This window comes from Sphingopyxis yananensis (assembly GCF_020687785.1).
GTDB classification, from domain to species: Bacteria; Pseudomonadota; Alphaproteobacteria; order Sphingomonadales; family Sphingomonadaceae; genus Sphingopyxis; species Sphingopyxis yananensis.
Window position 1 is genome coordinate 614,569 of sequence record NZ_JAJEWI010000005.1, and the last position, 25,634, is coordinate 640,202.

Sequence of the window (25,634 nt, forward strand, 5' to 3'; positions counted from 1 at the left end):
CATGACCTTTCTGCATCCCATCGTCGCCAAGGTGACAGACCGCATCATCCAAAAAAGCCTGAAAAGCCGCGCCGCTTATCTGGACCTGATGGCGCGTCAACGGGATGCTGGCACCAATCGCGGTAATTTGTCCTGCGGTAATTTGGCCCACGCCTTTGCCGCATCGGGCAGTGATAAACCAACCATCCGCGCCCAATCGGCGATGAATATCGGCATTGTCACCGCGTTCAACGACATGTTGTCGGCTCACCAACCCTATGGCCGTTATCCCGAACAGATTAAAATCTTCGCCCGCGAACGCGGCGCGACAGCCCAAGTCGCGGGCGGCGTACCCGCCATGTGCGACGGCGTCACCCAAGGTCAAGCGGGCATGGACCTTAGCCTTTTCAGCCGAGACAATATCGCCCAAGGCACGGCCATCGCACTCAGCCATGCGATGTTCGAAGGGGTGCTGCACCTTGGTATTTGCGACAAAATCGTCCCCGGCTTGCTCATCGGCGGTTTGCGCTTTGGTCATTTGCCGCAAATATTCGTCCCCGCCGGTCCCATGCCATCCGGCCTCGCCAACAAAGAAAAACAGCGCGTCCGCCAGCTTTATGCCGAGGGCAAGGTGGGCCGCAGTGAATTGCTCGAGGCGGAATCCGCCAGCTATCATGGCGCGGGCACCTGCACCTTTTACGGCACCGCCAACAGCAACCAGATGATGATGGAGCTGATGGGCCTGCACGTCGCGGCCAGCGCCTTCGTCAATCCGGGCACCAAATTGCGCCAAGAACTAACCCGCGCCGCCACCCACCGCCTGACCGAAATTGGGTGGGACGGCGATGATTACCGCCCCTTGTCACGCTGCGTCGATGAAAAGGCGATCGTCAACGCGATCATCGGCTTGCTGGCCACGGGCGGGTCGACCAATCACGCCATCCATATTCCCGCCATTGCGCGGGCGGCCGGCATATATGTCGATTGGCAGGATTTCGCCGACCTCAGCCATGTCGTCCCCTTGCTGGCCCGTGTCTATCCCAATGGGTCGGGCGATGTGAATCACTTTCATGCAGCGGGCGGTATTGGCTTTGTGGTGCGAAGCTTGCTGGATCATGGCTTGTTGCACGGCGATATCCTCACCGTCCATGGCAGCATGGCGGACTATGCCAGCGAACCGATGCTGGTTGATGATCAGCTGACATGGCAATCCGCCGCCGCCATAACCCGCGACGACAGCATGTTGCGCCCCGCCGATCAGCCTTTCTCACCGGATGGGGGCATGCGCCTGCTGACCGGCAATTTGGGCCGCGCCATCATGAAAACCAGCGCGGTGACCGAAGATCGCTGGACGATCGAAGCGCCATGCCGCATTTTCCACAACCAAGATGATGTGCTGGCCGCCTTCCAGGCAGGCGAGCTGGACCAAGATGTCGTCGTTGTCATGCGCTTCCAAGGTCCCCGTGCCAATGGAATGCCCGAACTGCACAAGCTCACCACCCCCTTGGGCGTGCTGCAAGATCGCGGCTTTCGCGTGGCCTTGCTCACCGATGGCCGCATGTCGGGGGCCAGCGGCAAAGTCCCCGCCGCCATTCATTTGTCGCCTGAAGCCTTGCCGGACCGTGATGGGGTGGGTGGCCCCTTGGCCTTTTTACAAGACGGTGACTGGGTGCGCATCTGCGCCAAAAGCGGCAGTGTTACCGCCTTGGTGGATGCGGATATCTGGTCCGCGCGCACCGCCGCCAACGCGCCGCCCCCCGCGCTGGGCATGGGCCGCGAATTGTTCAACCATTACCGCTTGCTTGCTGACGACGCCGAACGGGGCGGGTCCGCCATGCTGGCGGCGATGGAACTCACCATTTAACAATTATCGGAACAATAAGGGACCAGCCTATGACCAGCACCGCTATCCAAGCGATCATGCGCATCGCGCCGGTCATTCCGGTGCTTGTCGTGCAAAATGTCGATGACGCTATTCCCATGGCACAGGCGCTGATCGCGGGCGGCCTTCGGGTGCTAGAGGTAACCATGCGGACCCCCGCTGCCTTGGACGCCATCCGCGCTATGAAATCGGTCGACGGCGCGATTGTCGGCGCGGGCACGGTGCTCAACCCGCTGATGCTCGACCAAGCCGCAGAGGCGGGGGCCGAATTTATCGTCTCCCCCGGTTTAACCGATCATTTGGGCCGCGCCGCCATATCCAGCGGCCTGCCATTTTTGCCCGGCGTCGCCAATGCGGGCGATATTATGCGCGGCATGGACATGGGCCTTGATGCCTTCAAATTCTTCCCCGCCGCCACCAGCGGCGGCGTCCCCGCGCTCAAGGCACTGTGCGGGCCGTTCGGCAGCGTGAAATTCTGCCCCACGGGGGGCATCTCCGCCAGCAATGCCGCCGAATGGCTGGCGCTTGACCAAGTGCTTTGTGTCGGCGGCAGTTGGGTTGTGCCCAGCGGTGATATGAATCCCGAAGCCATCACGGCTTTGGCCCAGCAGGCCGCATCCCTCGGCGGTTGATTGTCGCCCCCATAACTGCCAGCATAGCCCCCATGGTTGGCGAAGTGGACGCCCAGCCCCAGCAACGCTTGGGGCATGGGACATCAACACCGCATGACCGTTCAGGGATGGGGAACTGCATATGGCGGACATCGCAATAAGTGATCGGGCTGGCGACGACCTCATTTTGCCAGAAACCAGCATGGCGGCTGGTTCGGTCTTACATATCCATCGCTGGCTGCCTGCCACGCGCCCACGGGCGATTGTGCTGTTGGCCCATGGCTATGCCGAACATGGTGGCCGCTACGCCGATGTGGCACAGCGGCTGAATCAGGTTGGTCTTGGCCTTTATGCCATCGACCATATGGGCCACGGTCAATCGGACGGCGTGCCGGGCTATATCCCACATTTTCAGGTCTATCTGGACGGCATGTCGGCCTTGCTGGCCTGCGTTCAGCGCGAATGGCCCGACATGCCTTTGCTGCTGTTGGGGCACAGCATGGGCGGGCTGATCGCAGCGCGCTTCTTGGCCTCTCACCAACAATATTTCGTCGCCGCCGCGCTGTCTGGCCCGGCCCTCCAAGCGGGTGGCGGCCCCCGTCCACTCACCAAATTACTGGGCCGCCTTTTGTCCCGCATCGCCCCGCATCTGGGGGTGATGGCGCTCGACAGCGGCAGCATCAGCCGCGATCCCGATTTGGTCGCCCGCTACCGCGCCGACCCTTTGGTCTATCGCGGCCGGATGAGCGCACGGCTGGCGGCGGAAATGTTGCGCGAAATGGACGCCGCACACCGCGATGCTAGCAAAATTCACTTGCCGCTTTTTATCCAACATGGCGGCGCTGACCACTTAACCGCGCCGCAAGGCTCTCAGCGCTTTTTCACCGCGCTGGCGTCTGTGGATAAACAGCTTCAAATCTATGACGGCCTCTATCACGAAATATATAATGAACCCGAACGGGCAGAGGTGGTGGCCGATCTCATCCATTGGTTTGACGCGCATCTGCCGTCCAAAACCGCTGATATGCTGTAAAATATAATTGGGGGGAGGGGCCGATATGTTCAAATTCATCCTGATCATCTTGCTGCTGGCCGTGCTGTTGCTGATGGCGATGGTGTTATTTTTTCCAGAAAAAATCATGGAATTCACCCGCCGTTCGCTGCGGCGGCGCGGCGGGCTGGTCCAAAAAAGCATCACCGTCGAAGGGCGGGTCTGGCCCTATCTCGAAGGCGGGAATTTCAGCAAACCCGTGCTCATCCTGATCCACGGCTTTTCGGGGGAAAAGGATAATTGGGCGATGCTGGCCCCTGAGTTGAAACAAGATTTTCACATCATCATCCCCGACCTTCCCGGTTTCGGGCAAAATGAACGGCGCAGCGATATGGGCTTTGATAATGACAGCCAGACCCGCCGTTTTCACGCCTTCGTCAAGGCGATGGGCCTGAAGCGCCCCCATTTGGCGGGCAACAGCATGGGCGGCTGGATTGCGCTTCGCTATGCGATGGAATTCCCCGACGAATTGTCCAGCCTCATTCTGCTCGACAGCGCGGGTGTGCTGGGCGCTGTCGACAGCGAACTTCAAAGCCTTGCTGCGGACGAAACCTATAATCCGCTCACCATGACGGATCTTAGCGACAGCGATCGTTTCCTATCCTTTGTGATGCACAAACCCCCGCGCATTCCCGCGCCGCTGAAACCCGCCTTCCACGCCGATGCGCTGGCCTACCGCGACCAACTCAACGATATTTTCTGGATCATCGCCCGCGAAATGCGCGACGGCCCGCTCAATGACCGCCTGCATCAGGTCCGCGCGCCAACACTCATCATCTGGGGCCGCCAAGACCGTGTCATCGACGTCAGCAGCGTCGCCGCGCTTCAGGCGGGAATCCCCCACGCCCAAGCCGTCATCCTCGACGATATCGGCCACTTGCCCATGATCGAAGCACCCAAAGACACGGCCGCCGCGATCAAGGATTTCATCCGCCATTCCTGACCCCCGCGTCCGGCAGGCATAAAAAAAAAGGGCGCGTCCATCACGGCGCGCCCTTCAATATGCGAATATCCGTCTTAATAACTTCGCGGCATCCCCAACACATGCTCCGCCACAAAGGATAGGATCATGTTCGTGCTGATGGGCGCAACTTGATATAATCGTGTCTCACGGAATTTGCGCTCAATGTCATATTCCGCCGCAAAGCCAAAGCCACCATGGGTCTGGATCGCCGCTTCCCCAGCCGCCCAGCTCGCCTCAGCGGCCAGCATTTTCGCCATATTGGCTTCCGCGCCGACATTTTCGCCCGCCTCATATTTGGCGATTCCGTCATGCACCATCAATTCGGCAGCCTTCATCTGCGCATAAGCCCGAGCAATCGGGAATTGCACCCCTTGGTTCTGCCCAATGGGCCGCCCAAATAGCACCCGTTCTTTGGCATAATTGCTGGCACGTTCGATAAAGAATTTGGCATCGCCAATACATTCCGCCGCAATCAATAATCGCTCAGCATTCATCCCCGACAAGATGTAACGAAAACCCTTGCCTTCCTCGCCAATCAAATTGGCGGCGGGCACGCGCATATTGTCGAAAAACAGCTCGGTCGTCGCATGATTCATCATGGTATCAATCGGACGGATGGTCAGCGATCCCGCCGCCAGCGCCTCTTTCATATCGACGATAAATACGGACAAACCATCGGTCCGGCTGGCAGCTTGGTCACGCGGGGTGGTGCGGGCCAGCAGAATCATTAAATCGCTATGTTCGCTGCGACTGATCCACAGCTTTTGCCCGTTGATGACATAATCATCCCCGTCCTTGACCGCGACGGTCTTCAAACTCAGCGTATCCGTCCCACTGGTGGGTTCAGTCACGCCAAAGGCTTGCAAGCGCAATTCGCCCGTTGCCACACGCGGCAAATAACGCGCCTTTTGCTCTGCGCTACCGTGCCGCAGCACCGTGCCCATCACATACATTTGCGCATGAACCGCCCCGCCATTGCAGCCTTGGCGTTGAATCTCCTCCAAAATCGCCGCCGCCGCCGACAAGGGCAAACCCGCGCCGCCATATTCTTCGGGGATCAGCGCCGCCAAATAGCCCGCTTCGCCAAGCGCCGTGACAAACTCGGTGGGATAGGCGCGCGCTTTATCCTTCTCTTGCCAATATGGCCCAGGAAAAGCCGCACATAGTTTGGCGACTTCTTCGCGAATGTCAGAATAATCGGGGGTCATGCTGCTTCAAACACCGCTGCAATGCCTTGGCCGCCGCCAATGCACATGGTTTCCAATCCATATTTCCCGCCGCGACGCTGCAATTCGCGGGTCAAATTCGCCAAAATGCGGCCACCGGTTGCGCCAATGGGGTGGCCCAGCGAAATGCCGCTGCCGTTGACATTCAGCATGTCCAACCGGCTGTCATTCTCGCTCCAGCCAAAACCCTTCAAACAAGCCAGCACCTGCGGCGCAAAAGCTTCGTTAAGCTCGACCAGATCAATATCATTCCAACCAAGGCCACTGCGCGCAAACAAACGCTCGACGGCTGGCACAGGGCCAATGCCCATCCGGCTTGGGTCACATCCTGCCGCGGCCCAGCTATGGAAATAAGCAATGGGTTCCAGCCCCAATTCTTCCAGCTTATCTTCCGCCACCACCAAACAAGCCGCTGCCGCGTCATTTTGCTGGCTGGCATTGCCCGCCGTCACCACGCCGCCTTCCAATGGACGCAGCTTGCTTAGCGATTCCATCGTCGCGTCGGCGCGATATCCCTCGTCATGGTCAAAGATGATGGGATCGCCCTTGCGCTGCGGCACGGCCACCGGCACCAGTTCGTCGGCAAACAACCCCTTGGCCCAAGCCGCGGCGGCATTTTGGTGGCTACGCACGGCATAAGCATCGCAGGCCTCACGGCTGATGCCATAATCTTTGGCCAGATTTTCGGCGGTCTCGATCATCCCCGAAATCACGCCAAACCGCTCGACCGGCTGCGACATCACGCGCCCGCGCGTCAACCGGTCGTGCAGCGTCAAATTGCCCGCCCGCACGCCTTTGCGAATATCGGTGCTATAATGTTCGACATTCGACATGCTTTCCACGCCGCCTGCGACCACCACGTCCGACACACCCGTTTGCACCATCATCGCGGCATTCACGATGGCCTGCAAACCAGAGCCGCAGCGCCGATCAAGCTGATATCCCGGAACCTCCAGCGGCAATCCTGCCGCCAGCCATGACCAATGGCCAATACAAGGGGCTTCGCCATTGCCATAGCCTTGCGAAAACACCACATCGTCCACCCGCGACGGGTCAATTTTGGTGCGTTCCATCAGCGCCTTCAAAATTACCGCACCCAAATCCCCAGCGGTCATGGACGATAGGCTGCCACCAAATTTGCCAACGGCAGTGCGGATGGGTGCGACAATGGCCGCGCGACGTGATGTCATGATTTTTCTCCCTTATGGCCGGTGCCGACGACTCCCGTGTCGATCAGACGGCCCAATTCTCTGGAACTCAGCTTCAAACGCTGGCTCAAAATCTCTTCGCTATGCTGCCCATTGCGCGGGGCAGGGCGGGGTGCTTGCCGTTCCATTTGCGGCACGCTGCCAAAGCTGCCCGCTGCCGGATATTCGAATCCGCTGGGATTCTCTGCCGCGCCAAAAATCGGGTTGTCCGCCACCAATTTCGGGTCATGCACCGCATCTTTCATGGTGCGATAGGGGCTGTGAACAATGCCGCCTGCATCAAAGGCGGGCACCAAATCAGCCATATCGCGCGCGCCAATGGCCTGTTCAAACAGGGGATAGAGCGCATCGCGGTGGGTGAAGCGCAAGCCGTCATCTTTGGCGAAGTTCACGCCGCGCTCTGCCTCAATCGCGGCGACCGCGCTGGTTAATTGCAGGGCATCCAGCAAATTGGCCCATTGGCGCGGGGTGACGACCACAATCATCATCCGCTGCCCGTCGCGGGTCAGGAAATCGCGGCCAAACAGCCCATAAACGGCATTGCCAAGGCGCGGGCGATTTTCGCCGCTATATAAAATTTCCGCAATGCCGCCCAAATTGGCCACACTGCCAATCGCGACATCTGACAAGGGAATGCGGATCTCCGCGCCTTCGCCGGTTTGGCTGCGGCGCTGAATGGCGGCCATCAGGGCAAAGGCGGCATAGGCCCCGCTTAAAAAATCCCATGCGGGCAGCACATGATTCACCGGCTCCGGTCCCGCGCCGGTCATCATCGGATAACCGACGGCATTATTGACCGTATAATCCAAAGCGGGGGACCCATCGGCCCAGCCCATGACGCGCGCCGTCACCAAATCCTTGCGGCCTTTCGCCAATTCTTCATGGCTCAGAAAACCGTTCACCGGAAAATTGGTAATAAACTGCCCTGTTTCGCGCACCAAGGCCTGCAACAACTCCCGCCCTTCGGGTCGCCCCAAATCCAGCGCAACCGACTTTTTCGCGCGGTTCAAATTTTCCCAATATAGGCTGTCATTCTTGTCGGTCACTGGCCAGCGCCGATAATCCGGCCCGCCGCCAATTTGGTCGACGCGGATCACCTCCGCGCCCATTTGCGCCATATAAAGACCCGCAGTGGGCGAGGCGACAAAGGATGACGCCTCGATCACCGACAAGCCGTTCAGCATGGAATACATCGGGGCGGTTCCTTAAATTGGGTCATATCCAAAGACATCACCCGAACGCTCGGCGGGGTCCGCAAAGCTGGGGCGGAAGGCGGGCAATAGTTCATCCGCAATGCTCTGCGGCGTCCAGCCTTCATTTTTCTGCATCGAACGAATGGGGCGCGGCTTGGAAAATAGCGCGATTTCATTTTTGCGAACGGAAAAAATTTGATTGGTCACTTCCGCCGCCGCATCGCTGGCCAAAAACACCACCAAAGGCGCGATTTTATCGGCGCTCATGCTCTTCATCCGCTCGACCCGCTCGATTTCGGCGGGGGTGGTGGCGGGAATGCTGGCGGTCATCCGGCTCCATGCAAAGGGCGCGATGCAATTGGACCGCACACCCGCGCGGGCCATATCCAGCGCTATGCTTTGCGACAGGCCAACAATGCCGAGTTTTGCCGCCGAATAATTGGCCTGCCCAAAATTGCCGATCAAGCCGCTGGTCGATGTGAAATGTATGAAGCTGCCGCTGCCCTGATCTTTGAAATAGGGGGTGGCCGCTTTCGACACATTGAAACAGCCGTTCAAATGCACGTCGATGACGGCGTTCCAATCTTCATGGCTCATTTTATGCCAAATGCGGTCGCGCAAAATGCCGGCATTGTTCACCACCGCATCAATGCGGCCAAAATTTTGCACAGCATCTTCGATGATGCTGGCGGCGCCCTTAGGGTCTGCCACACTTGCGCCATTGGCGACGGCTTTGCCGCCTGCGGCCCGAATATCATTCACCGTTTCTTGCGCCGGCGACAGGTCCACCCCTTCGCCTTCGCCCGATGTGCCCAAATCATTGACGACCACGCTGGCCCCTTCACGGGCGCATAATAAGGCAATCTCGCGCCCCACGCCGCGACCTGCTCCCGTGATGGCAACAACCTTGCCCGCCAAAATTCCGGCCATGAAAATCTCCCTTGCTCTTGGAACGAGGATTAGGCAGTGGCACAAGATAATTCAATATTCAGGAAACTATTTTCACAATTGTGAAAAGACAAGCGAGGGTTTCATGGCCAGCGAAGTTCGTTCCGTCACTCAGGCTTTCGCCATTCTGCGCCTGCTCGGCGACACGCAGCCGCTCACCCTATCGGAAACCGCGCGCTTGGTCGGCCTTGGGCCCTCTACTTGTTTCAACCTTCTGCGCACCTTGCTGGCCGAAGGGGCGGTGGTTCGCGATGATCCGGGCAAAAAATATCGCCTTTCGGGACCTTGGGCGGCATCCGGCCTGTTCCATGACAGCGAGGCCCGTCACATCATCGAACGCGCCCGCCCGCTCATCGCCCGCTTCGCCATCCAACATGAGGTGACGGTTGGCCTGTGGCAAGTCGCCCCCAAAGAAAGGCTGCAACTGGTCGCCCATGCCGAAAGCAACGCGGCCATGGTCATCCGCTTGGCCAATCATCAACGCCAACCCTTGGGCAGCGGGTCGGTTGGCCGCGCTACATTGGCGGCGCAAAATTTGCCGCAGGCCGAAATCCAACGCCTGTTCGGGGCGGTGCGCTGGCAACGCGCCCTCAGCTTCTCGGAATATCTGGGTCAAATCCGCAGCAGTGAAACCGAAGGCTTTGCGATTGACAATGGCTATGCCCATGTCGGCATAGCCTCCATCGCGGCGGTGGTGCCGCAAGCCGCACCGCTTTTTTCCCTATCGCTCAGCTTCTTCGCCGGTTCCCGCTCGTCGGACGAAATAGGGGTTTTGGGCCATGCCGTCCGGCAACTGGGTCAGCATATTGCGGACGAAAGCAAAAATATTGGCTGAACCACGCAGCCCTATTTTGTGCGGGTCAATTTGTTGTTTTCATATAATTTATACAAATAGTGACGACCGGCACAGAAGGATATACTGAATTTCGACACCTTATCCCTTGGCTTAGCTCGCTTGCGCAAGGCCTAGGGTCAGGAAAACAGATGAAGAAAATCACCATAGTCATTTTGGGCTTGGGCTTGCTTGCTCCGGTGTCGGCCCATGCCGAAACCTATTGGCTCGTCGCGCAGGTCGGGGACAAGCCGAACCGCGAAGCCTATGTGGTGGACAGTGATTTCATTCATTCTGACCCGATGAAGCCCAACGCCTATATGGCCCGCGCCAGCATCATCTATGAATCGGCGGACAAACCAGATCGCGTTGCCCAACTTTATAGCGTGAACTGCGATACGGGGATGATGGAAACCATCACCTCGCAATTGCTGTGGCGGCACAAGCGCGTCGAACAGGTGCCGAATATGCCTTTGCAGGCCCCCCGCTCTTTTGGCGAGCATCAAGTGCTGAAATTCGCCTGTGCTTTTGGGGCGGAACGCAAGGCGATACACGCGCAACAAGCCAAAAACGCCAAGAAAGCATGGCATAAGCGGACGCCAATACCAACACAGGGTCAAGACATCGCCCCAGGCGGTATTTTCGCGACACCAGAAAGCCTGCACGAAAATGGTTTTCTCATTTTGGGCGATACCGGACCGATCATCAGCAACTTCTTTTGGGAAAAATTATGGACGGACGGCGTCAAACCACCACATAGCCGCACCATGACGGCGGAGGAATGGGCAGAATTGGGCCGTGGTTTGGCCCAAACGGGTGAGCAATTGAAAGCGACGCAAAATCAAGCGGCGCAAACCTTAGAGGAAGGCCAGCGGCGCAATCGCCGCACCGCTTATGCGGTCGATTCGCTGGAAACATGGATCAATGGCTCTAGCGACAATCTCCAGCGCCAATGGGGTGCGCCCGAATCTGCTCATATGGCGGCAGATGGTCAGGGCCGTTATGACGTGCTGACCTATAGATTCCATACCGTGCAACAGGGGATTAATGCCCATGGCGGCGTCGTCGCCACGCGCAACTACACCTGCACCATCGACTTTCACGCCCGCAGCGGCGTGATCTTCGATTATTATGCCCGTGGCAATTACTGCAAAGGCTTTCTTCGATAGACCTTAGGCTGTGATACGCCGCCCGTGCCATTCAGCCGAAAGCGACTTTATTTAGCCTCGTTCAACAGCGCCGCCGCTTCTTCGCCCATCCAATCCATCGCTCCAATAACGCGCCATACTTCCTTGCCCTTGGCGTCATAATAAATGGTGGTGGGCAGGGCGCTGTTATATTTGTCCATCAGGCGGTTTTCGGGGTCAACATAGGCGGGCAGGGCGGTTAATCCGGCTTTTTCCATCCACGGCGTGACGATTTTGCTGCCCTGCAAATCTTGCGATACGGTGATGACATGCCGCTTGGCCCCCGCCGCCGTGGCCAATTTGTCCAGCGCGGGCATTTCCGCGACACAAGGCGCGCACCACGTCGCCCATAAATTCACCAACACGGGCTTGCCGCGAAAATCGGTCAAGCGAACGGGCTTTCCTTCGCTGTCGGCAAAGGCCGTATCGGGTGCATCCTGCCCCTGAAAGCCGCGCTGCACGACATAAGCAAAGCCTTGCCCATCGGACCCCATGCTGGGCGAAGATTTTGTTGTTTGCTCCAACGCTTGCTCGTCCGCCTGCTTTTCCCTATCGCAGCCTGCAAGACTTGCCCCGATCAACATCAGGGCTGTGATGACAATGGAATGTGGATAGCGGCGAATGACGACGTCTCCGAATAGCAACAGCATGTGGGGTGGACGCTTTGGTGGCGGTCCTGCGGCCATCATGCAAGAAATTAACGCTTCGATCCCGATTGATAAACGATTGTGGGAAGAAGATATAGCCGCCAGCCGCGCCCATGCCGCGATGCTCGGCGCGCAGGGGATTTTGACCCAAGGCGACGCGCAAAAAATTGACGCGGGCCTCGCGCAAATCGCCGAAGAATATGCCGCCAACGGCGTCCCCGTGGATCTCTCGCTCGAAGATATTCACATGACCACCGAATCGCGCCTGCGCGACATCATCGGTGAAGCTGCGGGTCGGCTGCACACGGCGCGTTCGCGCAACGACCAAGTCGCCACCGACTTCCGCTTGTGGGTCCGCACCGCGACCGACCGCATCGACGCGGGTTTGGCCGCCATGCAAAAGGCGCTGCTGGACCGCGCCGAAGAACATGCCGACAGCATCATGCCCGGCTTCACCCATCTTCAGGTCGCCCAGCCGATCACACTCGGCCATCATCTGCTGGCCTATGTCGAAATGTTCGCCCGCGACCGCAGCCGCTTTCGCGATGCCCGCGTGCGTTTGAACGAAAACCCCTTGGGCAGCGCCGCCTTGGCGGGAACCAGCTTCCCCTTGGACCGCCACGCCACGGCCAAGGCTTTGGGTTTTGACCGCCCAATGGCCAACAGCATCGACGCGGTATCGGACCGTGACTTCGCCCTCGAATTCTGCGCCTCGGCCAGCATCGCGGCGATTCACCTGTCGCGCCTCGCCGAAGAAATTGTCATCTGGGCCAGCCAACCCTTTGGTTTCATCAGCCTGCCTGACGCATGGTCCACGGGTTCGTCGATCATGCCGCAAAAGCGCAACCCTGACGCCGCCGAATTGGTGCGTGGCCGAGCGGGCATGTTGCTGGGCGCATTCCAACGCCTTGCGGTGGTCGTCAAGGGCTTGCCGCTGACCTATTCCAAGGATTTGCAAGACGATAAGGCCACCGTCTTCGAAGCTTTTGATGCGCTGGCGCTGTCGCTCGCCGCGATGACCGGCATGATCGAAACGCTAACCTTCCGCCTCGACCGCATGCGCGCGCTCGCCGCCACCGGCTATAGCACCGCGACCGATCTGGCCGACTGGCTGGTCAAGGAAGCGAATTTGCCCTTCCGCGATGCCCATCATGTGGTGGGCAGCTGCGTGAAACGGGCCGAGCAATTGGGCGTGGAACTCTCTGCCTTGCCGGAAGCCGAAGCGGTCGCCATCCATCCCGCCGTCACGGCGCAAGTTTTGGCCTCGCTGACCGTGGAAGCATCGGTCGCCAGCCGCGCCAGCTATGGCGGAACCGCGCCAATCCGCGTAAGGGAAGCCATTGCAGCCGCACGGGCCGCACAACAGGATTAAAACTATGTCACGCTATCGGCTGATCATGACGGGGATATTGGGGGGCTTTACGGCTCTGTCTTTGACGGCATGCGGCCAGAAAGCGGATCTCAAACCACCGGCGGGGGAGGCCCCACAGCCCGTCCCCGTTGGCGCGCTTCGCGCCCCGACCACGGAGGAGTTGACGACGCCCGATGTTCAGGCCCAGCCTGCACGCGGCGACGAAATTCTCAAACGGTCGCAGCGCCGCGAACCCGATGATTTTGATCTTCCGCCCCAAGGATAAGGCCCAAGGCATCCCGCTGAAAAACATAAGATAGCGGGTGCCCACCTCTTCCTGCGGCCCATTTGATAGGACAGTCCACATGGACCATTTTCACTTTCGTGACGGCGTTCTCCACGCCGAAGATATTCCGCTGACCCGTATTGCCGAAGAAGTCGGCACGCCCGTTTATGTCTATTCCCGCCAAACCTTGGAACGCCACGCCCAAGTGTTTCGTGACGGCCTCAAGGACATCCCCAACAAGCACATCGCATTTGCCATCAAATGCAACCCGAACCTTGGCGTCCTGCGCGTTTTGGCGCGCCAAGGCTATGGCGCGGACGTGGTGTCGGGCGGTGAAATGGAACGCGCCTTGGCCGCTGGCATAGCCGCCGAAGACATCGTCTTTTCCGGCGTCGGCAAAAAGCGTTCGGAGCTGCGCCAAGGCTTGGAACGCGGCATCGGCCAGTTCAACATTGAACATGAACCCGAAGGCATTGCGCTGGCCGAAATCGCCCATAGCATGGGCCTTCGCGCCCCCGCCGTGCTGCGCGTCAACCCCGACGTTGACGCTGGCACCCACGCCAAAATCAGCACCGGCAAGGCCGAGAATAAGTTCGGCGTTGGCATTGACGTGGCCCCTGAAATCTTTGGCCGCCTCGCCAAGCTTGACGGCATGAACCTGCGCGGTGTGGCGCTGCACATCGGCAGCCAGCTCACCAGTCTTGCGCCCCTCGAAGCGGCCTTTGAACGGGTCGCGATTTTGATCGCAGACCTGCGGGCGGCGGGCCATGACATCACCCATGTCGATTTGGGTGGCGGTCTGGGCGTGCCCTATCACCCCGACGATAATCCCCCATCGCCCGCCGAATATGGCGCGATGGTCGCTCGCGTCACCAAGGATTGGAACGTCACCTTGATGTTCGAACCGGGCCGCGTCATTGCTGGTAATACCGGCGTGCTGCTCACTGAGGTATTGTGGGTCAAGCCGGGCGCGAAAAACCCATTTGTGATCGTCGATGCGGCGATGAACGATCTGGCCCGCCCTGCGCTGTATGACGCGTTCCACGACTTTGTGGCCGTGAAACCGACGGGTGAAAAGTTCGACGCATGGATTGTCGGCCCCGTCTGCGAAACGGGCGATACCTTCGCCAAGGACCGCCATATCGACAAGGTGGAATCGGGCGACCTCGCGGTGTTCCGCACAGCTGGCGCTTATGGCGCGACCATGGCGTCCACCTATAACAGCCGCGATCTGGTGCCCGAAATATTGGTTGATGGCGACAAATATGTCAGCGTCGCTGATCGCATTTCGGCGGGCACCATCATGGCCGCGGAACGCGTGCCGGACTGGATCGACTAAGGCCTAAGCAACCCAAAAATATAAAATGCCGCATCGACCATCCCGTCGGTGCGGCATTTTTGATTCTCACGCCGTCTATGCTGGGCTAGGCTGCTAGCATGCAGCAATTTCCTATCTTCCTGAACCTCCAAGGCCGCACCGTCCTAATCATTGGGCAGGGGGATGCGGCGGACGCCAAGGCCCGTCTTGTGACGCGTGCTGGCGCTTCGGTGGTTCATCAATGGCAATCGGGCGTCACCATCGCCTTTGTTGCGCTGGACGACGATGCACAGGCCGCCGATGCGGCTCAGCAATTGCGGACGCGGGGCTTGTTGGTGAATGTCGTTGACCGTCCCCAGCTTTGCGACTTTACGACCCCCGCCATCATCGACCGTGCGCCCGTCACCATCGCGGTTGGCACCGCAGGGGCTTCGGCGGGTCTTGCCAAGGCGGTCCGCCAACGTATCGAAGCCCTTTTGCCCCCGCGTCTGGGCGACCTTGCTTCTGCGCTCTTTGCTGCCCGCGCCGCCATCAAGGCGCGCTGGCCCGATGCCGCCGCCCGCCGCCGCGCCATTGACGCGGCCTTGGCCGCCAATGGCCCGCTCGACCCGCTCCGCCCGCAAGCGGCGGATCATGTGTCCGATTGGCTGCACGCCGACGCCCAGCCGGATTTCACGCGGCTATCCGATCTCACGCAGCTAAAGTTGATCAGGCTGACCAGCCTTGACCCCGATGACCTCACGCTGCGCTCCGCCCGTTTGATGGGGGAGGCGGACCATATTTTCCACAGCCCTGCCATCCCGCCCGCCATCCTCCACCGCGCTCGCGCTGACGCGGTGCGCCATGCAACATCGGCGGCCCCCACCGATTTGCCCCACGGCCTCAGCCTGTGGATCGTGCATCCCGATGAATCCGGCCGCCTTTCGTGACGCCGCTATCTGTCTAAAATATCATCTATTTTATGCGCTTTCCTATTATTCCTGCCTCCCTTATCCTTGATCGCTTGTGGTGCTGGTCCATCATGGCCCAGCACTCCTCGCGCGAAGAGACCGTAAACTTTGGAAACTTCCATTTTGGACCTCGGTAGAATTTCCGCCGCACCAAGGGGCAAAGCGCTGACCCTCGACCGGCTTTTTGGCCCTGCGTTTCCCCTGCTGACATTGGCTCTCAGCCCTGCTAACGGCACCCCATGACGACACCGCTTTCGCACATTCGCAACTTCTCGATCATTGCCCATATTGACCATGGCAAATCGACGCTCGCTGACCGCCTGATTCAATTCACCGGCGGTCTGACCGAACGCGAAATGTCTTCTCAGGTCCTCGATAATATGGACATCGAGAAAGAACGCGGCATCACCATCAAGGCGCAAACCGTGCGCTTGGCTTATAAGGCGGATGATGGTGAAACCTATCAGTTAAACTTGATGGACACACCCGGCCACGTCGACTTCGCCTATGAAGTATCGCGCAGCTTGGCGGCTTGCGAAGGCGCGCTGTTGGTGGTCGACGCGGCACAAGGCGTGGAAGCACAGACGCTGGCCAACGTCTATCAATCCATCGAGCATGACCATGAAATCGTGCCGATCATCAACAAGATCGACCTGCCTGCCGCCGATGTAGACAAGGTGAAGGCAGAAATTGAGGATATTATCGGTCTGCCCACCGATGACGCGGTTCTTGCCAGCGCTAAATCTGGTATTGGTATCAAAGAAACGCTGGAAGCGGTCGTCAAATTCATCCCATCGCCAAAGGGTGACGCAACGGCCCCCCTCGTCGCCATGCTGGTGGATAGCTGGTATGACCCCTATTTGGGTGTGGTCATCTTGGTCCGCGTCATGGACGGCGTGTTGAAAAAGGGCCAGCAGATCAAGTTCATGCAGGCAGGCACCACCCATTTGATCGACCGTGTCGGCTGCTTCACGCCAAAACGTCACGACCTGTCCGAACTGGGGCCGGGCGAAATCGGCTTCATCACCGCGCAAATCAAGGATGTGGCTCAGGCCCGCGTTGGTGACACCGTGACCGATGCGAAAAAGCCTGCGGCCAAGGCGCTGGAAGGATTTAAGGAAGTTCAGCCCGTTGTGTTCTGCGGCATGTTCCCAACGGACGCCAATGATTTTGAAAAGCTGCGCGAATCCATCCAGAAATTGCGTTTAAACGACGCGTCGTTCAGCTTCGAAATGGAAAGCTCGGCGGCATTGGGCTTTGGCTTTCGCTGCGGCTTTTTGGGGCTGCTTCACCTTGAAATCATTCAAGAACGCCTCAGCCGCGAATATGATCTAGACCTTATCACCACCGCTCCCTCGGTGGTTTACAAGATGAAGCTCAGTCATACCAAGAATGAAGCGGCCAAGGATATCGAGCTTCACAATCCGGCGGATATGCCCGACGTCAACCGCATCGACGAAATCCAAGAACCTTGGATCGAAGCGATGATTTATGTGCCCGACGATTATCTCGGCCCGATCTTGAAGCTGTGCCAAGACCGGCGCGGTATTCAGAAAAATCTGACCTATGTTGGTGGCCGTGCGCAAATCACTTATGAATTGCCGCTCAACGAAGTGGTGTTCGATTTTTATGACCGTCTGAAAAGCATCAGCCGTGGCTATGCCAGCTTTGACTATCACCAAATCGGCCACCGTCCGGGCGACTTGGTCAAGATGAGCGTGTTGGTGAACAACGAACCGGTCGATGCCTTGTCGATGATCGTCCACCGTGGCAGCGCGGAAACGCGTGGCCGCGGCATGTGCGAACGCCTCAAGGATCTGATCCCGCGCCACATGTTCAAAATCCCCATCCAAGCGGCCATTGGCGGCAAGGTGATTGCCCGCGAAACCATCGCCGCGCTGCGCAAGGACGTGACCGCAAAATGCTACGGCGGTGACGCCAGCCGTAAGAAGAAACTTCTGGAAAAGCAGAAGGAAGGCAAAAAGCGGATGCGCGAATATGGCAATGTGAACATCCCACAAGAAGCCTTTATCGCCGCGCTGCGTATGGGCGACGACAATTAATAATGGCGGCGGCATCTCTTTGGTGCCGCCTCATTTTTCTTGAAACCACTGGTCTTTCTAAACCATCTGCTTATTCTGACCTCTCCGCTATTCCGAATAGGGAGATGGCAGAGTGAGAGAGGGTAAGGGGCCTGTCGACGAGCTGATCATTCATTCCAAAATGAATGACGGACGCGATGTTATTTTGCGCACCATTCGGCCCGATGATGCCGAATTGTTACGGGCTGGAATCGCTAGTCTTTCCGCCAATTCGCGATATTTGCGCTTCTTCTCACCCGCCCCCATGGTGCCAGATGCCGTTGTCGAACGGTTGGTGGATGTCGACGGCGTGGACCATATCGCATGGGGGGCGATTTGCGCCGATTGCGAGGTAGAAACAGCGATTGGGGCCGTGCATTCCGTTCGCCATAAATCGGGTGGCCGTGCGGCGGAATATTCCGTCACCGTGGTCGACGCGTTCCACGGTCAAGGCGTTGCGCGCATGTTAACGGCAGCCTTGCTCTTCGATTGTCAGGCGGCGGGCATCACCAGTTTGGACGTTTATATCCTCAGCGAGAACCGCGCGGCCTTGTCGTTGGTGAAATCGATGGGTGCCATTCACCGTATCAGCAGCATTGGTGTATCGGATTATATATTGGATGTGGACACGGCGCTTCACGCATTGCGCGAGGAGGGCGTTCCCGGTGTTCGGTTGGTGTTGGAGCAGCTTGAAGCGTTTAATTAAGATTCCTGAAGTGTCCGTCGTGAGGGCAAAGGAAAAGGCGCCGAGCGCATGCGCTCGGCGCCTTGTTGAAAGGCGGGAGAAAAGGAACCTGCCAACCAACAAACCTGTCGTCTACGGCCTTAGTACGACCTTAGCGGGTCGCAGCAGGGGGAGGAACTGTACCATTATCAATGGCATCGGCTTTTGCCTCGCCAGCTGCTTTCACGGCATCAGCTTTGGATTCCACAGCGTCACTGGCGGCACCGGTTGGCATGGTGTCGGCTTGCGCTTCCAACATGTCCGACTGGGCTTCCGCTTTGTCTTCAACGCGATCAGCTTCCTTGCTTTGACATGCGCCAAGCGCCAGCGTCGAAACAGCGGCGAGGGTGACAACAATTTTACGCATAACAGAATAACTCCCTTGTTACAGTTTGGTAAACACCGTGCCTAAAATTGGGTTGCATCCGCTGCGAAATTAGTTGGAAGGATTTTGCAATTTTATTGTCCCAGATATAAAAATAGGGTGCCGAAGCACCCTGTATTTTAATGCCGGTCATGACCGCACGAAACTATAGTTAGAAACAGTTAAAAACGCTGCTGGCGTTCATAGACATCGCGATAATGCTGGATGCGCGTGACCCGCAGTCCTGGCATTCCGCTACGATCAATCGACCGCTGCCAGCTCGCAAATTCTTCGAGGGTCAGGCTATAGCGCTCACAGACCTCGTCCACGGTTAACAAGCCGCCATTGACGGCCGCTACCACCTCTGCCTTTCGGCGGACGACCCACCGCGTGGTGGTGGGCGGCGGCAATGTGTCCAAGGTCAAAGGTTCCCCAAGTGGGCCGATAACCTGAGCGGGTCTGATGCTTTGGTTCTCTATCATGTCTCATCCATCAGTTTAGCAGCGCGTTTATATTCCGTGTGACTGGCGTAACGGAAAGCCTTTCAAGATTGACTGAAGCCTTATGGTTAAAATCATTTTAACGGCGCCGTCACTTTGTGCTTGTTATGCGGCGAATGGAGCTGAAGCTTCAGTTTCGTCCGTCATGGCCATGTAAGAAAAAATATATATCTCCAAGGATATCCTGAGTGTGAACGCATAAGCTCGCCGATGCTGTGATCCGCCGCACATGGCATGAAGTGGCTGTTTGCTGCCGGAAATTCGATGTCGTCTTACGCGGTTACGCGGTATGCGGCCATGGCTGATGGCCCAAGGGTCGCAACAAATTGTCCGCTGGGTGGCCTTAGAAATAGGGGAACTGGAATTTTTCGATCGAATCCCCTAGATGGGCAGCATCATGGCAATATCGCAAATTTCGACTGACTCGCTTTATGGCGCTGATTTTCAGCTGGCCGAACCCTTGAAGGACCGCCGCATCGTGGTGGCGATGTCAGGAGGGGTGGATAGCAGTGTAGTAGCCGCGCTGGCAGCGCGCTCTGGCGCTGAAGTTATTGGTGTCACGCTGCAGCTGTATGAGCATGGGGCGAAAGCAAAGCGCGTGGGTGCATGTTGTGCCGGACAGGATATTCGCGATGCCCGTGCGGTTGCTGATCGTTTAGGTTTCGCCCATCATGTCTATGACCATGAAAGCCGTTTTCGCGATACAGTCGTCGATCAATTTGCCGATGAATATTTGGCAGGACGGACGCCAATTCCTTGTGTGCGGTGTAATATGGGCGTCAAATTTACCGACCTGTTTCAACTGGCCCGCGAATTGGGCGCGGATTGTTTGGCGACGGGCCATTATGTGCGCCGGATGATGGGGCCGGATGGTCCGCAGTTGCACCGCGCAATTGACCCCGCTCGTGACCAAAGCTATTTCCTGTTTGCGACCACTATGGAGCAATTGGATTTTCTGCGCTTTCCATTAGGCGGCTTGGAAAAGCCGGTGGTTCGTCAGATCGCCAAGGAATTGGGACTGGGCGTGGCCGCGAAGCCGGACAGTCAGGATATTTGTTTTGTTCCCGACGGTGATTATGCGTCTTTGGTCCGAAAGTTGCGCCCCGATGCCGACGATCAGGGGGAGATTGTCCATATCGATGGTCAGGTGCTGGGTGCACATAAGGGGCTGATCCATTATACGGTGGGGCAACGGCGCGGCATTGATATTGGTGGGCAACCGGAACCCCTATATGTCGTCGCCCTTGATGCGCCGAATAAGCAGGTGATTGTTGGCCCCCGCCGCGCTTTGGCGGTGTCCGCCGCGCGTTTGAGCGAGATGAACTGGCTGGCGGACCTAAGCCAGCGTGATGTTATGGCTAAGGTTCGCAGCATGGCCAAGCCGGTTCCGGCAAGGGTGGATGGTGATAGGCTGACTTTCGCCAACCCAGAATTTGGCGTGGCACCGGGACAGGCAGCGGTCTTATATGATGCCGAAGACGAAAGTCGTGTTCTGGGCGGGGGCTGGATCGACGAAACTTTCGCCGCCCATTTACAAGACTGATTGCACTTTTCTGTCATGCGCCTAGCCTGTCCATAAAGGTTGGGAGAGGTGATATGACAACATTGGTGCTGCGCGGTGCGATCATATTATGGGCGGCTGCATTTCTATTTTTGGGGCTGCGCGGGTTGATGGACCCCGGCGTCTATGCCGATAATTTTGCTATTCGAATTGATGCTGCGGCTGCCAATACGATGCGGGCGGATTTCTCGGCATTTTTTCTGGTCGCGGCCGGTGGGGCTTTATTGGGTGCGGTGATACCGGCATGGACCAAGGCGTTGTTGGTTCCCGCCGCATTGTTCGGCACGGCGTTGGTTGGGCGTCTGATTGGTGCCAGCATGGGCGATTTCGTCAATAATGGCATTGTGCAGGCCATGATGATTGAGGCGCTAAGCTTGGTGCTGATGGCTGGTGGATGGTGGATTTTGTCTCGTGCGCCCAAAAAAACGGGCGCGGGGGTGCCCGATCATGCCAATATATCCCGCGAATTGGTGGAAGAGTTTCCCGTTACGGAACATCAGCCGCCGCGTTGAGTAAACGCGTTCAACAAAGGATTTGGTGATGATGGAACGGAAACAGCCAGTGGCCTTGCGGGTCGATGTGGTGTCCGACGTTATGTGTCCATGGTGCTTGATTGGATGGTTGAAATTTCAGCATGTCATCAAACATTATCGCGGTGTGATTGATTTTGAGATTCGCTGGCGTCCGTTCGAACTCAATCCAGACATGCCCGCCGATGGGGTGAATGCCGCAGAATATTTGGCCCAGCGTTATGGGGTGACACCGGAACAGAGCGCAGGAAATCGTCAGAATATAGCAGAGACGGCGCAGGGTTTGGGATTTGCGTTTCACTGGGGCCGTGATTTCCGGATGCGCAATAGTTTCGACGCACATCGGTTGCTGAGTTGGGCCGAGGCTGTGGATGATGCCCGTTTGGGGGATGTACGGCACCACCAGACCGCGCTGAAAATGGCGCTGTTTCGCGCCCATTTTTCCGAAGAAAAAGACGTAAACGACAAAATGATATTGGTCGAGGCGGCAGGTGATGCAGGCTTGAACAAGGACAAGGCGCGGCGCATTTTGGAATCGGATGATTATGCCGATGTGGTGAGGGCGGAGCAGGCACATTGGCGGGACAATGGGGTAAATGGCGTGCCAGCCTTCATTCTGAATGGACGCATGATGGTGCCCGGCGCGCAGGAGCCAGAGGTTTTCATGCGGGTGATCGATCGCAAAATATTGGGTTCGGCTGGCTGAGGCGGGCGTTGAACAATGTATGCACGGCGCGGTTGGCCGATGGATAGTCAATTCCAGCAGTCGGCGTGGGCTATCCGCGCCTGCGCAATGTTCCGGATGAATGTCGCACAGGCCGGATGAAATGACGGGCTTTGTTGGCCGCGGCTTGGTTTGGCTGGTCAGTGTGACTTGCTGTTGCGGATCATGTCCGCGACGGCCACGGGACCGAGAATGAGAGCGAAAACAGCGACCATAGCGACGAACAAAATCACGGGTGCTTGCATCAAGGGATTCGACATGATTGCCTCCTGATTGGTGGTGCCATGATAATGGCGCATGGCGCGGTGGCATTCTTTGATCCCGATCAAAATTTGATGATTTTTTCATGACAAAAAATTGACCATTTTGCGTCAGTTTGCTGGCGATTCCAGTGGGCGCTGCTTTCGCACGATTGGCCTTATGTGCTTGCATCCTTTGTAAAATATGACGCGTTCTGAGCCGGTAAGGAGCAGGCTGGTTTGCGAGGATTTATGCGTGGGCTGCGTCTTTATCCGCCATTTGGAAGGAGATGGTCATGGAAGATCTGAACCCATTTGCCGTGCGGGCCCATCAGCAAGTGATGGGGTCGGACGGGACGCCCATTGGAACTGTGGATCATGTGGATGGTGAGCGAATGAAGCTGACGCGGGCGGATAGTCTGGACGATCAGCATCATTATTTGCCCATGAATATTATCGCGTCGGTCGAGGATGAGACGGTGCATTTGAATGTGAATGGTGCGGAGGTAGCGCAATTTTTGGACGGCGCCGAATAGCGCAAAAATCCGTGTCTAGCCTGTGGCGATCTTCTTTGTGCTTTCTTCCCTTGGACGCAAAGAAGATCGCCATTTTTTGTGGGTTGGGAAATGGAAATGGCAAGAATAGGGAATTTTCTATCCCGCTGATTTTACGATGAAATAGGATCGGAAGTTGCGGAAGTTTACGATAGCATCCGCGCGAAGAGCCGATGGCGGCGAAAAGAATTGCAGCGCGGCGGGCGAGGGTGATGCGGAGAGTTCGCTGACAGAGACATGGCGGCGTTGGAGCATGGCCGGATAATATAGGAAAGAGGATATTGCAGACGGGCCGTGACGGGTCGGCCGGTTTGCCTAGGGGGATTAGGCGAGGGGGATATGTTTTGCCGATGGGCGTGGGGCCGCGTTGGTCGCATGGGCCAAGTAAGAGCCTATTATTTTTGCTTCCCGCCTGTTCAGCCGAAGCTGGTTTTTCGTGCGATGGCGAAATTCGAGGAGATATGACGGGAGCAGCCACAGTGAGCGTTCCCTCAATCTATCTGGAATGATCATTTTTTCTGATTGAAATGATAAAATCAATGGATTTGTGTGATTGATTGCTGGTCCCTAATATGGGTGGCAGGAGACCATCATGACCTTGGAACAATTGCGCATCTTTGTTGCTGTCGCTGAGCGTGAACATATGACGCGGGCCGCAGAAGCATTGGGTATTACCCAATCGGCGGCCAGCGCCGCCATAGCGGCGCTGGAGGGACGGCATGATGTTCCGCTGTTCCACCGTGTAGGGCGCGGCATTGCATTGACGTGGGCGGGCCACATGTTTTTGGAGGAAGCCCGCGCCGTGCTTGGGCGCGCGGCCATAGCGGAACGGTCGCTGGCCGAATATCATGGGTTGCAGCGCGGTACGTTGCGTCTGGTCGCCAGTCAGACCATCGCTAGCTATTGGTTGCCGGCGCGCCTTGCCCAATTCCGCCATCGCCATCCGGCCATTTGCGTCGAGCTGGCTATCGACAATAGCGAAGGGGCCGCAGCCCGTGTGTTGGATGGCCGAGCCGAGCTAGGCTTTGTAGAGGGCATGATCGATCATCCCGCACTGGCGCATTGGAAAATTGGCGAGGACCATATGCTATTATTGTCGGGTCAAGCCGAAGAGCCGGTGGATGATGAGTGGCTCCGCCGTGCGAATTGGATCGTGCGGGAAAAGGGATCGGGAACGCGATCGAGTTTTGAGGAGGTGCTGCGTCATCGTGGGATTGACCCCGATGCGTTGACCATCGCCATGACATTGCCGTCCAATGAGGCCGTTTGCTCGGCCGTTGAGGCAGGGGCAGGGGTTGCTGTTCTGTCCGAATTGGTGGTGCGTAGAGCGTTGGCGGGTGGGCATGTATATAAATTACCCTTGTCGATGCCGAGCCGCCCCTTTGAAGCGTTACGGCACAAGGAGCGATATCGCACACGCGCCGCCGATGCGTTGATCGCATTGATGAAGGAGTTTGCATGATGGTCGCGGATCTAAAGCTGATATTGAACGGCGCTCGTCCGCTGAGCCGCCTTGATCATCCGCGCGAGATGATCCGCCAGTTTACGCCCAATTGGTTTGCCGTCACCATGGGGACAGGGATTTTGGCCCTTGTTTTGCCCATGATTCCGAAGATTGGCGGTGCTTTGACCCCTGTGGGTGAGGGGCTGTGGTATGTGAACATCGGCTTGTTCATGCTGTTCACCGCGCTCTATGCAGCGCGTTGGATATTCTATGGCCATGAAGCGCGGCGTATTTTCGGCCATAATAGCGTATCGATGTTTATCGGTACGATACCGATGGGCCTTGCGACGATTATCAATGGATGCATCTTTTTTGGTGTCGCGCGCGTTGGCGATGCTATGGTGTCAGTGGCGCATATGCTGTGGTGGATAGATGTGGCGATGGCGCTGGCATGTGGCGTCTGCATTCCCTATTTGATGTTCACGCGGCATGAGCATTCGCTTGATGGGATGACGGCCATATGGCTGCTGCCGGTGGTCGCGGCCGAAGTGGCCGCCGCGAGCGGCGGAATGTTGGCACCGCAGCTTGGCGATAGCGGCGCACAATTTGCTGTGCTGGTGACGTCCTATATTTTGTGGGCTTATTCTGTCCCTGTTGCCTTTAGTATTTTGGCGCTGCTGATTTTGCGCATGGCGCTGCATAAATTGCCGCATGAAAGCATGGCGGCATCGAGTTGGCTGGCGCTTGGCCCCATTGGTACGGGGGCCTTGGCTATGTTGTTATTGGGCCGGGATGCCCCCGCCATATTGGCTGCTTATGGCTTGGCGGATGTGGGCTTTGTTGCGCAGGGGCTGGGCGTGATGGCGGGCCTGCTTTTGTGGGGATTTGGGCTGTGGTGGCTGGCCCTCGCGTCCCTGATCACATGGCGGTATTGGCGCGCGGGGATTTCTTTTAATCTTGGCTGGTGGGGATACACATTTCCGCTGGGCGTCTTTGCTAGCGCCACCTTTAACCTTGGGGCGGCCGTGCGTTTTTCCATGTTCGACATTGTCGGCACGATATTGGCCCTTGCACTTGGGCTGATGTGGGTGGTGGTTGCCGGAAAGACACTGATCGGCGGATGGCGCGGCAATTTATTTGTATCGCCTTGTCTTGCGGGTGCGGCGCAAAGGACGGGTGGCTGTGACAAGAGAGGCTGATTCTGCCCCGTTTAGGCCCATGGCAACAAGCAAGGCTGGATGTTGCCATCCAGCCTTGCTTGTTGCGGTTTTGTTGTTGGG

Annotated in this window: 25 protein-coding genes; 18 read left to right on the top strand and 7 right to left on the bottom strand. The window is 57.6% G+C overall.

Annotated features, from left to right (window positions below; genetic code table 11):
- Position 1: 1 nt before the first annotated feature.
- From edd to LKO31_RS05495, 4 genes are all read left to right on the top strand, one after another.
- Positions 2 to 1,843 carry a phosphogluconate dehydratase gene (gene edd, locus LKO31_RS05480; RefSeq protein ID WP_227689594.1) on the top strand — a complete coding sequence of 614 codons (1,842 nt, stop codon included), beginning with the start codon at positions 2 to 4 and terminating at the stop codon, positions 1,841 to 1,843.
- 29 nt (positions 1,844 to 1,872) lie between these two features.
- Positions 1,873 to 2,493: a bifunctional 4-hydroxy-2-oxoglutarate aldolase/2-dehydro-3-deoxy-phosphogluconate aldolase gene (gene eda / locus LKO31_RS05485; protein WP_227689132.1), complete on the top strand. Its 621-nt coding sequence runs from the start codon at positions 1,873 to 1,875 to the stop codon at positions 2,491 to 2,493.
- 121 nt (positions 2,494 to 2,614) lie between these two features.
- Positions 2,615 to 3,505 carry an alpha/beta hydrolase gene (locus LKO31_RS05490; RefSeq protein ID WP_227689133.1) on the top strand — a complete coding sequence of 297 codons (891 nt, stop codon included), beginning with the start codon at positions 2,615 to 2,617 and terminating at the stop codon, positions 3,503 to 3,505.
- Between the two features lie 25 nt (positions 3,506 to 3,530).
- On the top strand, positions 3,531 to 4,466 hold the full coding sequence (locus tag LKO31_RS05495; RefSeq protein WP_227689134.1) for an alpha/beta fold hydrolase: 936 nt from the start codon (positions 3,531 to 3,533) through the stop codon (positions 4,464 to 4,466).
- A 74-nt stretch (positions 4,467 to 4,540) separates the two neighbouring features.
- Here LKO31_RS05495 and LKO31_RS05500 read toward each other — a convergent pair whose 3' ends face one another.
- The 4 genes from LKO31_RS05500 to LKO31_RS05515 are packed head-to-tail and all read right to left on the bottom strand — an operon-like array spanning position 4,541 to position 9,044.
- The gene (locus LKO31_RS05500; protein WP_227689135.1) at positions 4,541 to 5,695 is read right to left on the bottom strand and encodes an acyl-CoA dehydrogenase family protein; all 1,155 of its coding nucleotides are present in this window, start codon (positions 5,693 to 5,695) and stop codon (positions 4,541 to 4,543) included.
- Positions 5,692 to 6,903 (bottom strand): acetyl-CoA C-acetyltransferase, encoded by a 1,212-nt coding sequence (locus LKO31_RS05505; RefSeq protein WP_227689136.1) that lies wholly within the window; start codon positions 6,901 to 6,903, stop codon positions 5,692 to 5,694. The genes LKO31_RS05500 and LKO31_RS05505 overlap by 4 nt, the downstream gene beginning before the upstream one ends.
- On the bottom strand, positions 6,900 to 8,114 hold the full coding sequence (locus LKO31_RS05510; RefSeq protein WP_227689137.1) for a CoA transferase: 1,215 nt from the start codon (positions 8,112 to 8,114) through the stop codon (positions 6,900 to 6,902). Before LKO31_RS05510 ends, LKO31_RS05505 begins: the two co-directional genes overlap by 4 nt.
- Before the next feature lie 12 nt (positions 8,115 to 8,126).
- Complete coding sequence (locus tag LKO31_RS05515) at positions 8,127 to 9,044, bottom strand: SDR family NAD(P)-dependent oxidoreductase (RefSeq protein WP_227689138.1); 918 nt, start codon at positions 9,042 to 9,044, stop codon at positions 8,127 to 8,129.
- A 103-nt stretch (positions 9,045 to 9,147) separates the two neighbouring features.
- On the opposite strand from LKO31_RS05515, the gene LKO31_RS05520 reads away from it, so the two are divergent.
- Both LKO31_RS05520 and LKO31_RS05525 read left to right on the top strand, forming a co-directional pair.
- The gene (locus tag LKO31_RS05520) at positions 9,148 to 9,897 is read left to right on the top strand and encodes an IclR family transcriptional regulator (protein WP_227689139.1); all 750 of its coding nucleotides are present in this window, start codon (positions 9,148 to 9,150) and stop codon (positions 9,895 to 9,897) included.
- A gap of 149 nt (positions 9,898 to 10,046) precedes the next feature.
- On the top strand, positions 10,047 to 11,063 hold the full coding sequence (locus LKO31_RS05525) for a hypothetical protein (RefSeq protein WP_227689140.1): 1,017 nt from the start codon (positions 10,047 to 10,049) through the stop codon (positions 11,061 to 11,063).
- A 47-nt stretch (positions 11,064 to 11,110) separates the two neighbouring features.
- Here LKO31_RS05525 and LKO31_RS05530 read toward each other — a convergent pair whose 3' ends face one another.
- A complete protein-coding gene (locus tag LKO31_RS05530) occupies positions 11,111 to 11,731 on the bottom strand; it encodes a TlpA family protein disulfide reductase (protein WP_227689141.1) in 621 nt (206 codons plus the stop codon).
- Between LKO31_RS05530 and argH the strand changes: the two genes are divergently transcribed.
- From argH to LKO31_RS05560, 6 genes are all read left to right on the top strand, one after another.
- Positions 11,730 to 13,100 carry an argininosuccinate lyase gene (argH, locus tag LKO31_RS05535; RefSeq protein WP_227689595.1) on the top strand — a complete coding sequence of 457 codons (1,371 nt, stop codon included), beginning with the start codon at positions 11,730 to 11,732 and terminating at the stop codon, positions 13,098 to 13,100. The two genes, LKO31_RS05530 and argH, sit on opposite strands and share 2 nt — an antisense overlap.
- A gap of 4 nt (positions 13,101 to 13,104) precedes the next feature.
- Positions 13,105 to 13,365 carry an LPS translocon maturation chaperone LptM gene (gene lptM, locus LKO31_RS05540; RefSeq protein WP_227689142.1) on the top strand — a complete coding sequence of 87 codons (261 nt, stop codon included), beginning with the start codon at positions 13,105 to 13,107 and terminating at the stop codon, positions 13,363 to 13,365.
- A gap of 79 nt (positions 13,366 to 13,444) precedes the next feature.
- Complete coding sequence (lysA, locus tag LKO31_RS05545; RefSeq protein ID WP_227689143.1) at positions 13,445 to 14,704, top strand: diaminopimelate decarboxylase; 1,260 nt, start codon at positions 13,445 to 13,447, stop codon at positions 14,702 to 14,704.
- Between the two features lie 98 nt (positions 14,705 to 14,802).
- Complete coding sequence (locus LKO31_RS05550; RefSeq protein WP_227689144.1) at positions 14,803 to 15,612, top strand: precorrin-2 dehydrogenase/sirohydrochlorin ferrochelatase family protein; 810 nt, start codon at positions 14,803 to 14,805, stop codon at positions 15,610 to 15,612.
- Positions 15,613 to 15,872: 260 nt separating this feature from the next.
- A complete protein-coding gene (lepA, locus tag LKO31_RS05555) occupies positions 15,873 to 17,696 on the top strand; it encodes a translation elongation factor 4 (protein ID WP_227689145.1) in 1,824 nt (607 codons plus the stop codon).
- A gap of 112 nt (positions 17,697 to 17,808) precedes the next feature.
- Positions 17,809 to 18,420 carry a GNAT family N-acetyltransferase gene (locus tag LKO31_RS05560; protein WP_227689146.1) on the top strand — a complete coding sequence of 204 codons (612 nt, stop codon included), beginning with the start codon at positions 17,809 to 17,811 and terminating at the stop codon, positions 18,418 to 18,420.
- Positions 18,421 to 18,550: 130 nt separating this feature from the next.
- Here the strand turns inward: LKO31_RS05560 and LKO31_RS05565 are convergent, their stop codons facing one another.
- The gene (locus LKO31_RS05565; protein WP_227689147.1) at positions 18,551 to 18,805 is read right to left on the bottom strand and encodes a hypothetical protein; all 255 of its coding nucleotides are present in this window, start codon (positions 18,803 to 18,805) and stop codon (positions 18,551 to 18,553) included.
- Between the two features lie 179 nt (positions 18,806 to 18,984).
- Positions 18,985 to 19,284 (bottom strand): CtrA inhibitor SciP, encoded by a 300-nt coding sequence (sciP, locus tag LKO31_RS05570; RefSeq protein ID WP_227689148.1) that lies wholly within the window; start codon positions 19,282 to 19,284, stop codon positions 18,985 to 18,987.
- Between the two features lie 415 nt (positions 19,285 to 19,699).
- On the opposite strand from sciP, the gene mnmA reads away from it, so the two are divergent.
- The 6 genes from mnmA to LKO31_RS05600 all read left to right on the top strand — a co-directional run bounded on the left by mnmA (position 19,700) and on the right by LKO31_RS05600 (position 25,553).
- Positions 19,700 to 20,845, top strand: a complete 1,146-nt coding sequence (mnmA, locus tag LKO31_RS05575; protein ID WP_227689149.1) for a tRNA 2-thiouridine(34) synthase MnmA — start codon at positions 19,700 to 19,702, stop codon at positions 20,843 to 20,845.
- Between the two features lie 53 nt (positions 20,846 to 20,898).
- Positions 20,899 to 21,375 (top strand): hypothetical protein, encoded by a 477-nt coding sequence (locus LKO31_RS05580; protein WP_227689150.1) that lies wholly within the window; start codon positions 20,899 to 20,901, stop codon positions 21,373 to 21,375.
- A 28-nt stretch (positions 21,376 to 21,403) separates the two neighbouring features.
- Positions 21,404 to 22,099, top strand: a complete 696-nt coding sequence (locus tag LKO31_RS05585) for a DsbA family oxidoreductase (RefSeq protein WP_227689151.1) — start codon at positions 21,404 to 21,406, stop codon at positions 22,097 to 22,099.
- A gap of 553 nt (positions 22,100 to 22,652) precedes the next feature.
- Positions 22,653 to 22,892: a DUF2171 domain-containing protein gene (locus LKO31_RS05590; protein ID WP_227689152.1), complete on the top strand. Its 240-nt coding sequence runs from the start codon at positions 22,653 to 22,655 to the stop codon at positions 22,890 to 22,892.
- Positions 22,893 to 23,502: 610 nt separating this feature from the next.
- Positions 23,503 to 24,372: a LysR family transcriptional regulator gene (locus LKO31_RS05595; protein WP_227689153.1), complete on the top strand. Its 870-nt coding sequence runs from the start codon at positions 23,503 to 23,505 to the stop codon at positions 24,370 to 24,372.
- Positions 24,369 to 25,553: a TDT family transporter gene (locus LKO31_RS05600; protein WP_227689154.1), complete on the top strand. Its 1,185-nt coding sequence runs from the start codon at positions 24,369 to 24,371 to the stop codon at positions 25,551 to 25,553. The genes LKO31_RS05595 and LKO31_RS05600 overlap by 4 nt, the downstream gene beginning before the upstream one ends.
- The last annotated feature ends 81 nt before the right edge of the window (positions 25,554 to 25,634 follow it).

What these genes read in the sequence shown, in the direction of transcription:
- LKO31_RS05510 (WP_227689137.1), bottom strand. Translation starts at nt 8,114, where the DNA reads ATGTATTCCATGCTGAACGGCTTGTCGGTGATCGAGGCGTCATCCTTT.
- LKO31_RS05595 (WP_227689153.1), top strand. Translation starts at nt 23,503, where the DNA reads ATGACCTTGGAACAATTGCGCATCTTTGTTGCTGTCGCTGAGCGTGAA.
- LKO31_RS05505 (WP_227689136.1), bottom strand. Translation starts at nt 6,903, where the DNA reads ATGACATCACGTCGCGCGGCCATTGTCGCACCCATCCGCACTGCCGTT.
- lysA (WP_227689143.1), top strand. Translation starts at nt 13,445, where the DNA reads ATGGACCATTTTCACTTTCGTGACGGCGTTCTCCACGCCGAAGATATT.
- LKO31_RS05590 (WP_227689152.1), top strand. Translation starts at nt 22,653, where the DNA reads ATGGAAGATCTGAACCCATTTGCCGTGCGGGCCCATCAGCAAGTGATG.
- sciP (WP_227689148.1), bottom strand. Translation starts at nt 19,284, where the DNA reads ATGATAGAGAACCAAAGCATCAGACCCGCTCAGGTTATCGGCCCACTT.
- LKO31_RS05530 (WP_227689141.1), bottom strand. Translation starts at nt 11,731, where the DNA reads ATGCTGTTGCTATTCGGAGACGTCGTCATTCGCCGCTATCCACATTCC.
- LKO31_RS05580 (WP_227689150.1), top strand. Translation starts at nt 20,899, where the DNA reads ATGACAACATTGGTGCTGCGCGGTGCGATCATATTATGGGCGGCTGCA.
- LKO31_RS05520 (WP_227689139.1), top strand. Translation starts at nt 9,148, where the DNA reads ATGGCCAGCGAAGTTCGTTCCGTCACTCAGGCTTTCGCCATTCTGCGC.
- mnmA (WP_227689149.1), top strand. Translation starts at nt 19,700, where the DNA reads ATGGCAATATCGCAAATTTCGACTGACTCGCTTTATGGCGCTGATTTT.
- LKO31_RS05585 (WP_227689151.1), top strand. Translation starts at nt 21,404, where the DNA reads ATGATGGAACGGAAACAGCCAGTGGCCTTGCGGGTCGATGTGGTGTCC.
- LKO31_RS05490 (WP_227689133.1), top strand. Translation starts at nt 2,615, where the DNA reads ATGGCGGACATCGCAATAAGTGATCGGGCTGGCGACGACCTCATTTTG.
- LKO31_RS05500 (WP_227689135.1), bottom strand. Translation starts at nt 5,695, where the DNA reads ATGACCCCCGATTATTCTGACATTCGCGAAGAAGTCGCCAAACTATGT.
- edd (WP_227689594.1), top strand. Translation starts at nt 2, where the DNA reads ATGACCTTTCTGCATCCCATCGTCGCCAAGGTGACAGACCGCATCATC.
- LKO31_RS05565 (WP_227689147.1), bottom strand. Translation starts at nt 18,805, where the DNA reads ATGCGTAAAATTGTTGTCACCCTCGCCGCTGTTTCGACGCTGGCGCTT.
- lepA (WP_227689145.1), top strand. Translation starts at nt 15,873, where the DNA reads ATGACGACACCGCTTTCGCACATTCGCAACTTCTCGATCATTGCCCAT.
- LKO31_RS05600 (WP_227689154.1), top strand. Translation starts at nt 24,369, where the DNA reads ATGATGGTCGCGGATCTAAAGCTGATATTGAACGGCGCTCGTCCGCTG.
- lptM (WP_227689142.1), top strand. Translation starts at nt 13,105, where the DNA reads ATGTCACGCTATCGGCTGATCATGACGGGGATATTGGGGGGCTTTACG.
- LKO31_RS05550 (WP_227689144.1), top strand. Translation starts at nt 14,803, where the DNA reads ATGCAGCAATTTCCTATCTTCCTGAACCTCCAAGGCCGCACCGTCCTA.
- argH (WP_227689595.1), top strand. Translation starts at nt 11,730, where the DNA reads ATGTGGGGTGGACGCTTTGGTGGCGGTCCTGCGGCCATCATGCAAGAA.
- LKO31_RS05525 (WP_227689140.1), top strand. Translation starts at nt 10,047, where the DNA reads ATGAAGAAAATCACCATAGTCATTTTGGGCTTGGGCTTGCTTGCTCCG.
- LKO31_RS05495 (WP_227689134.1), top strand. Translation starts at nt 3,531, where the DNA reads ATGTTCAAATTCATCCTGATCATCTTGCTGCTGGCCGTGCTGTTGCTG.
- LKO31_RS05515 (WP_227689138.1), bottom strand. Translation starts at nt 9,044, where the DNA reads ATGGCCGGAATTTTGGCGGGCAAGGTTGTTGCCATCACGGGAGCAGGT.
- eda (WP_227689132.1), top strand. Translation starts at nt 1,873, where the DNA reads ATGACCAGCACCGCTATCCAAGCGATCATGCGCATCGCGCCGGTCATT.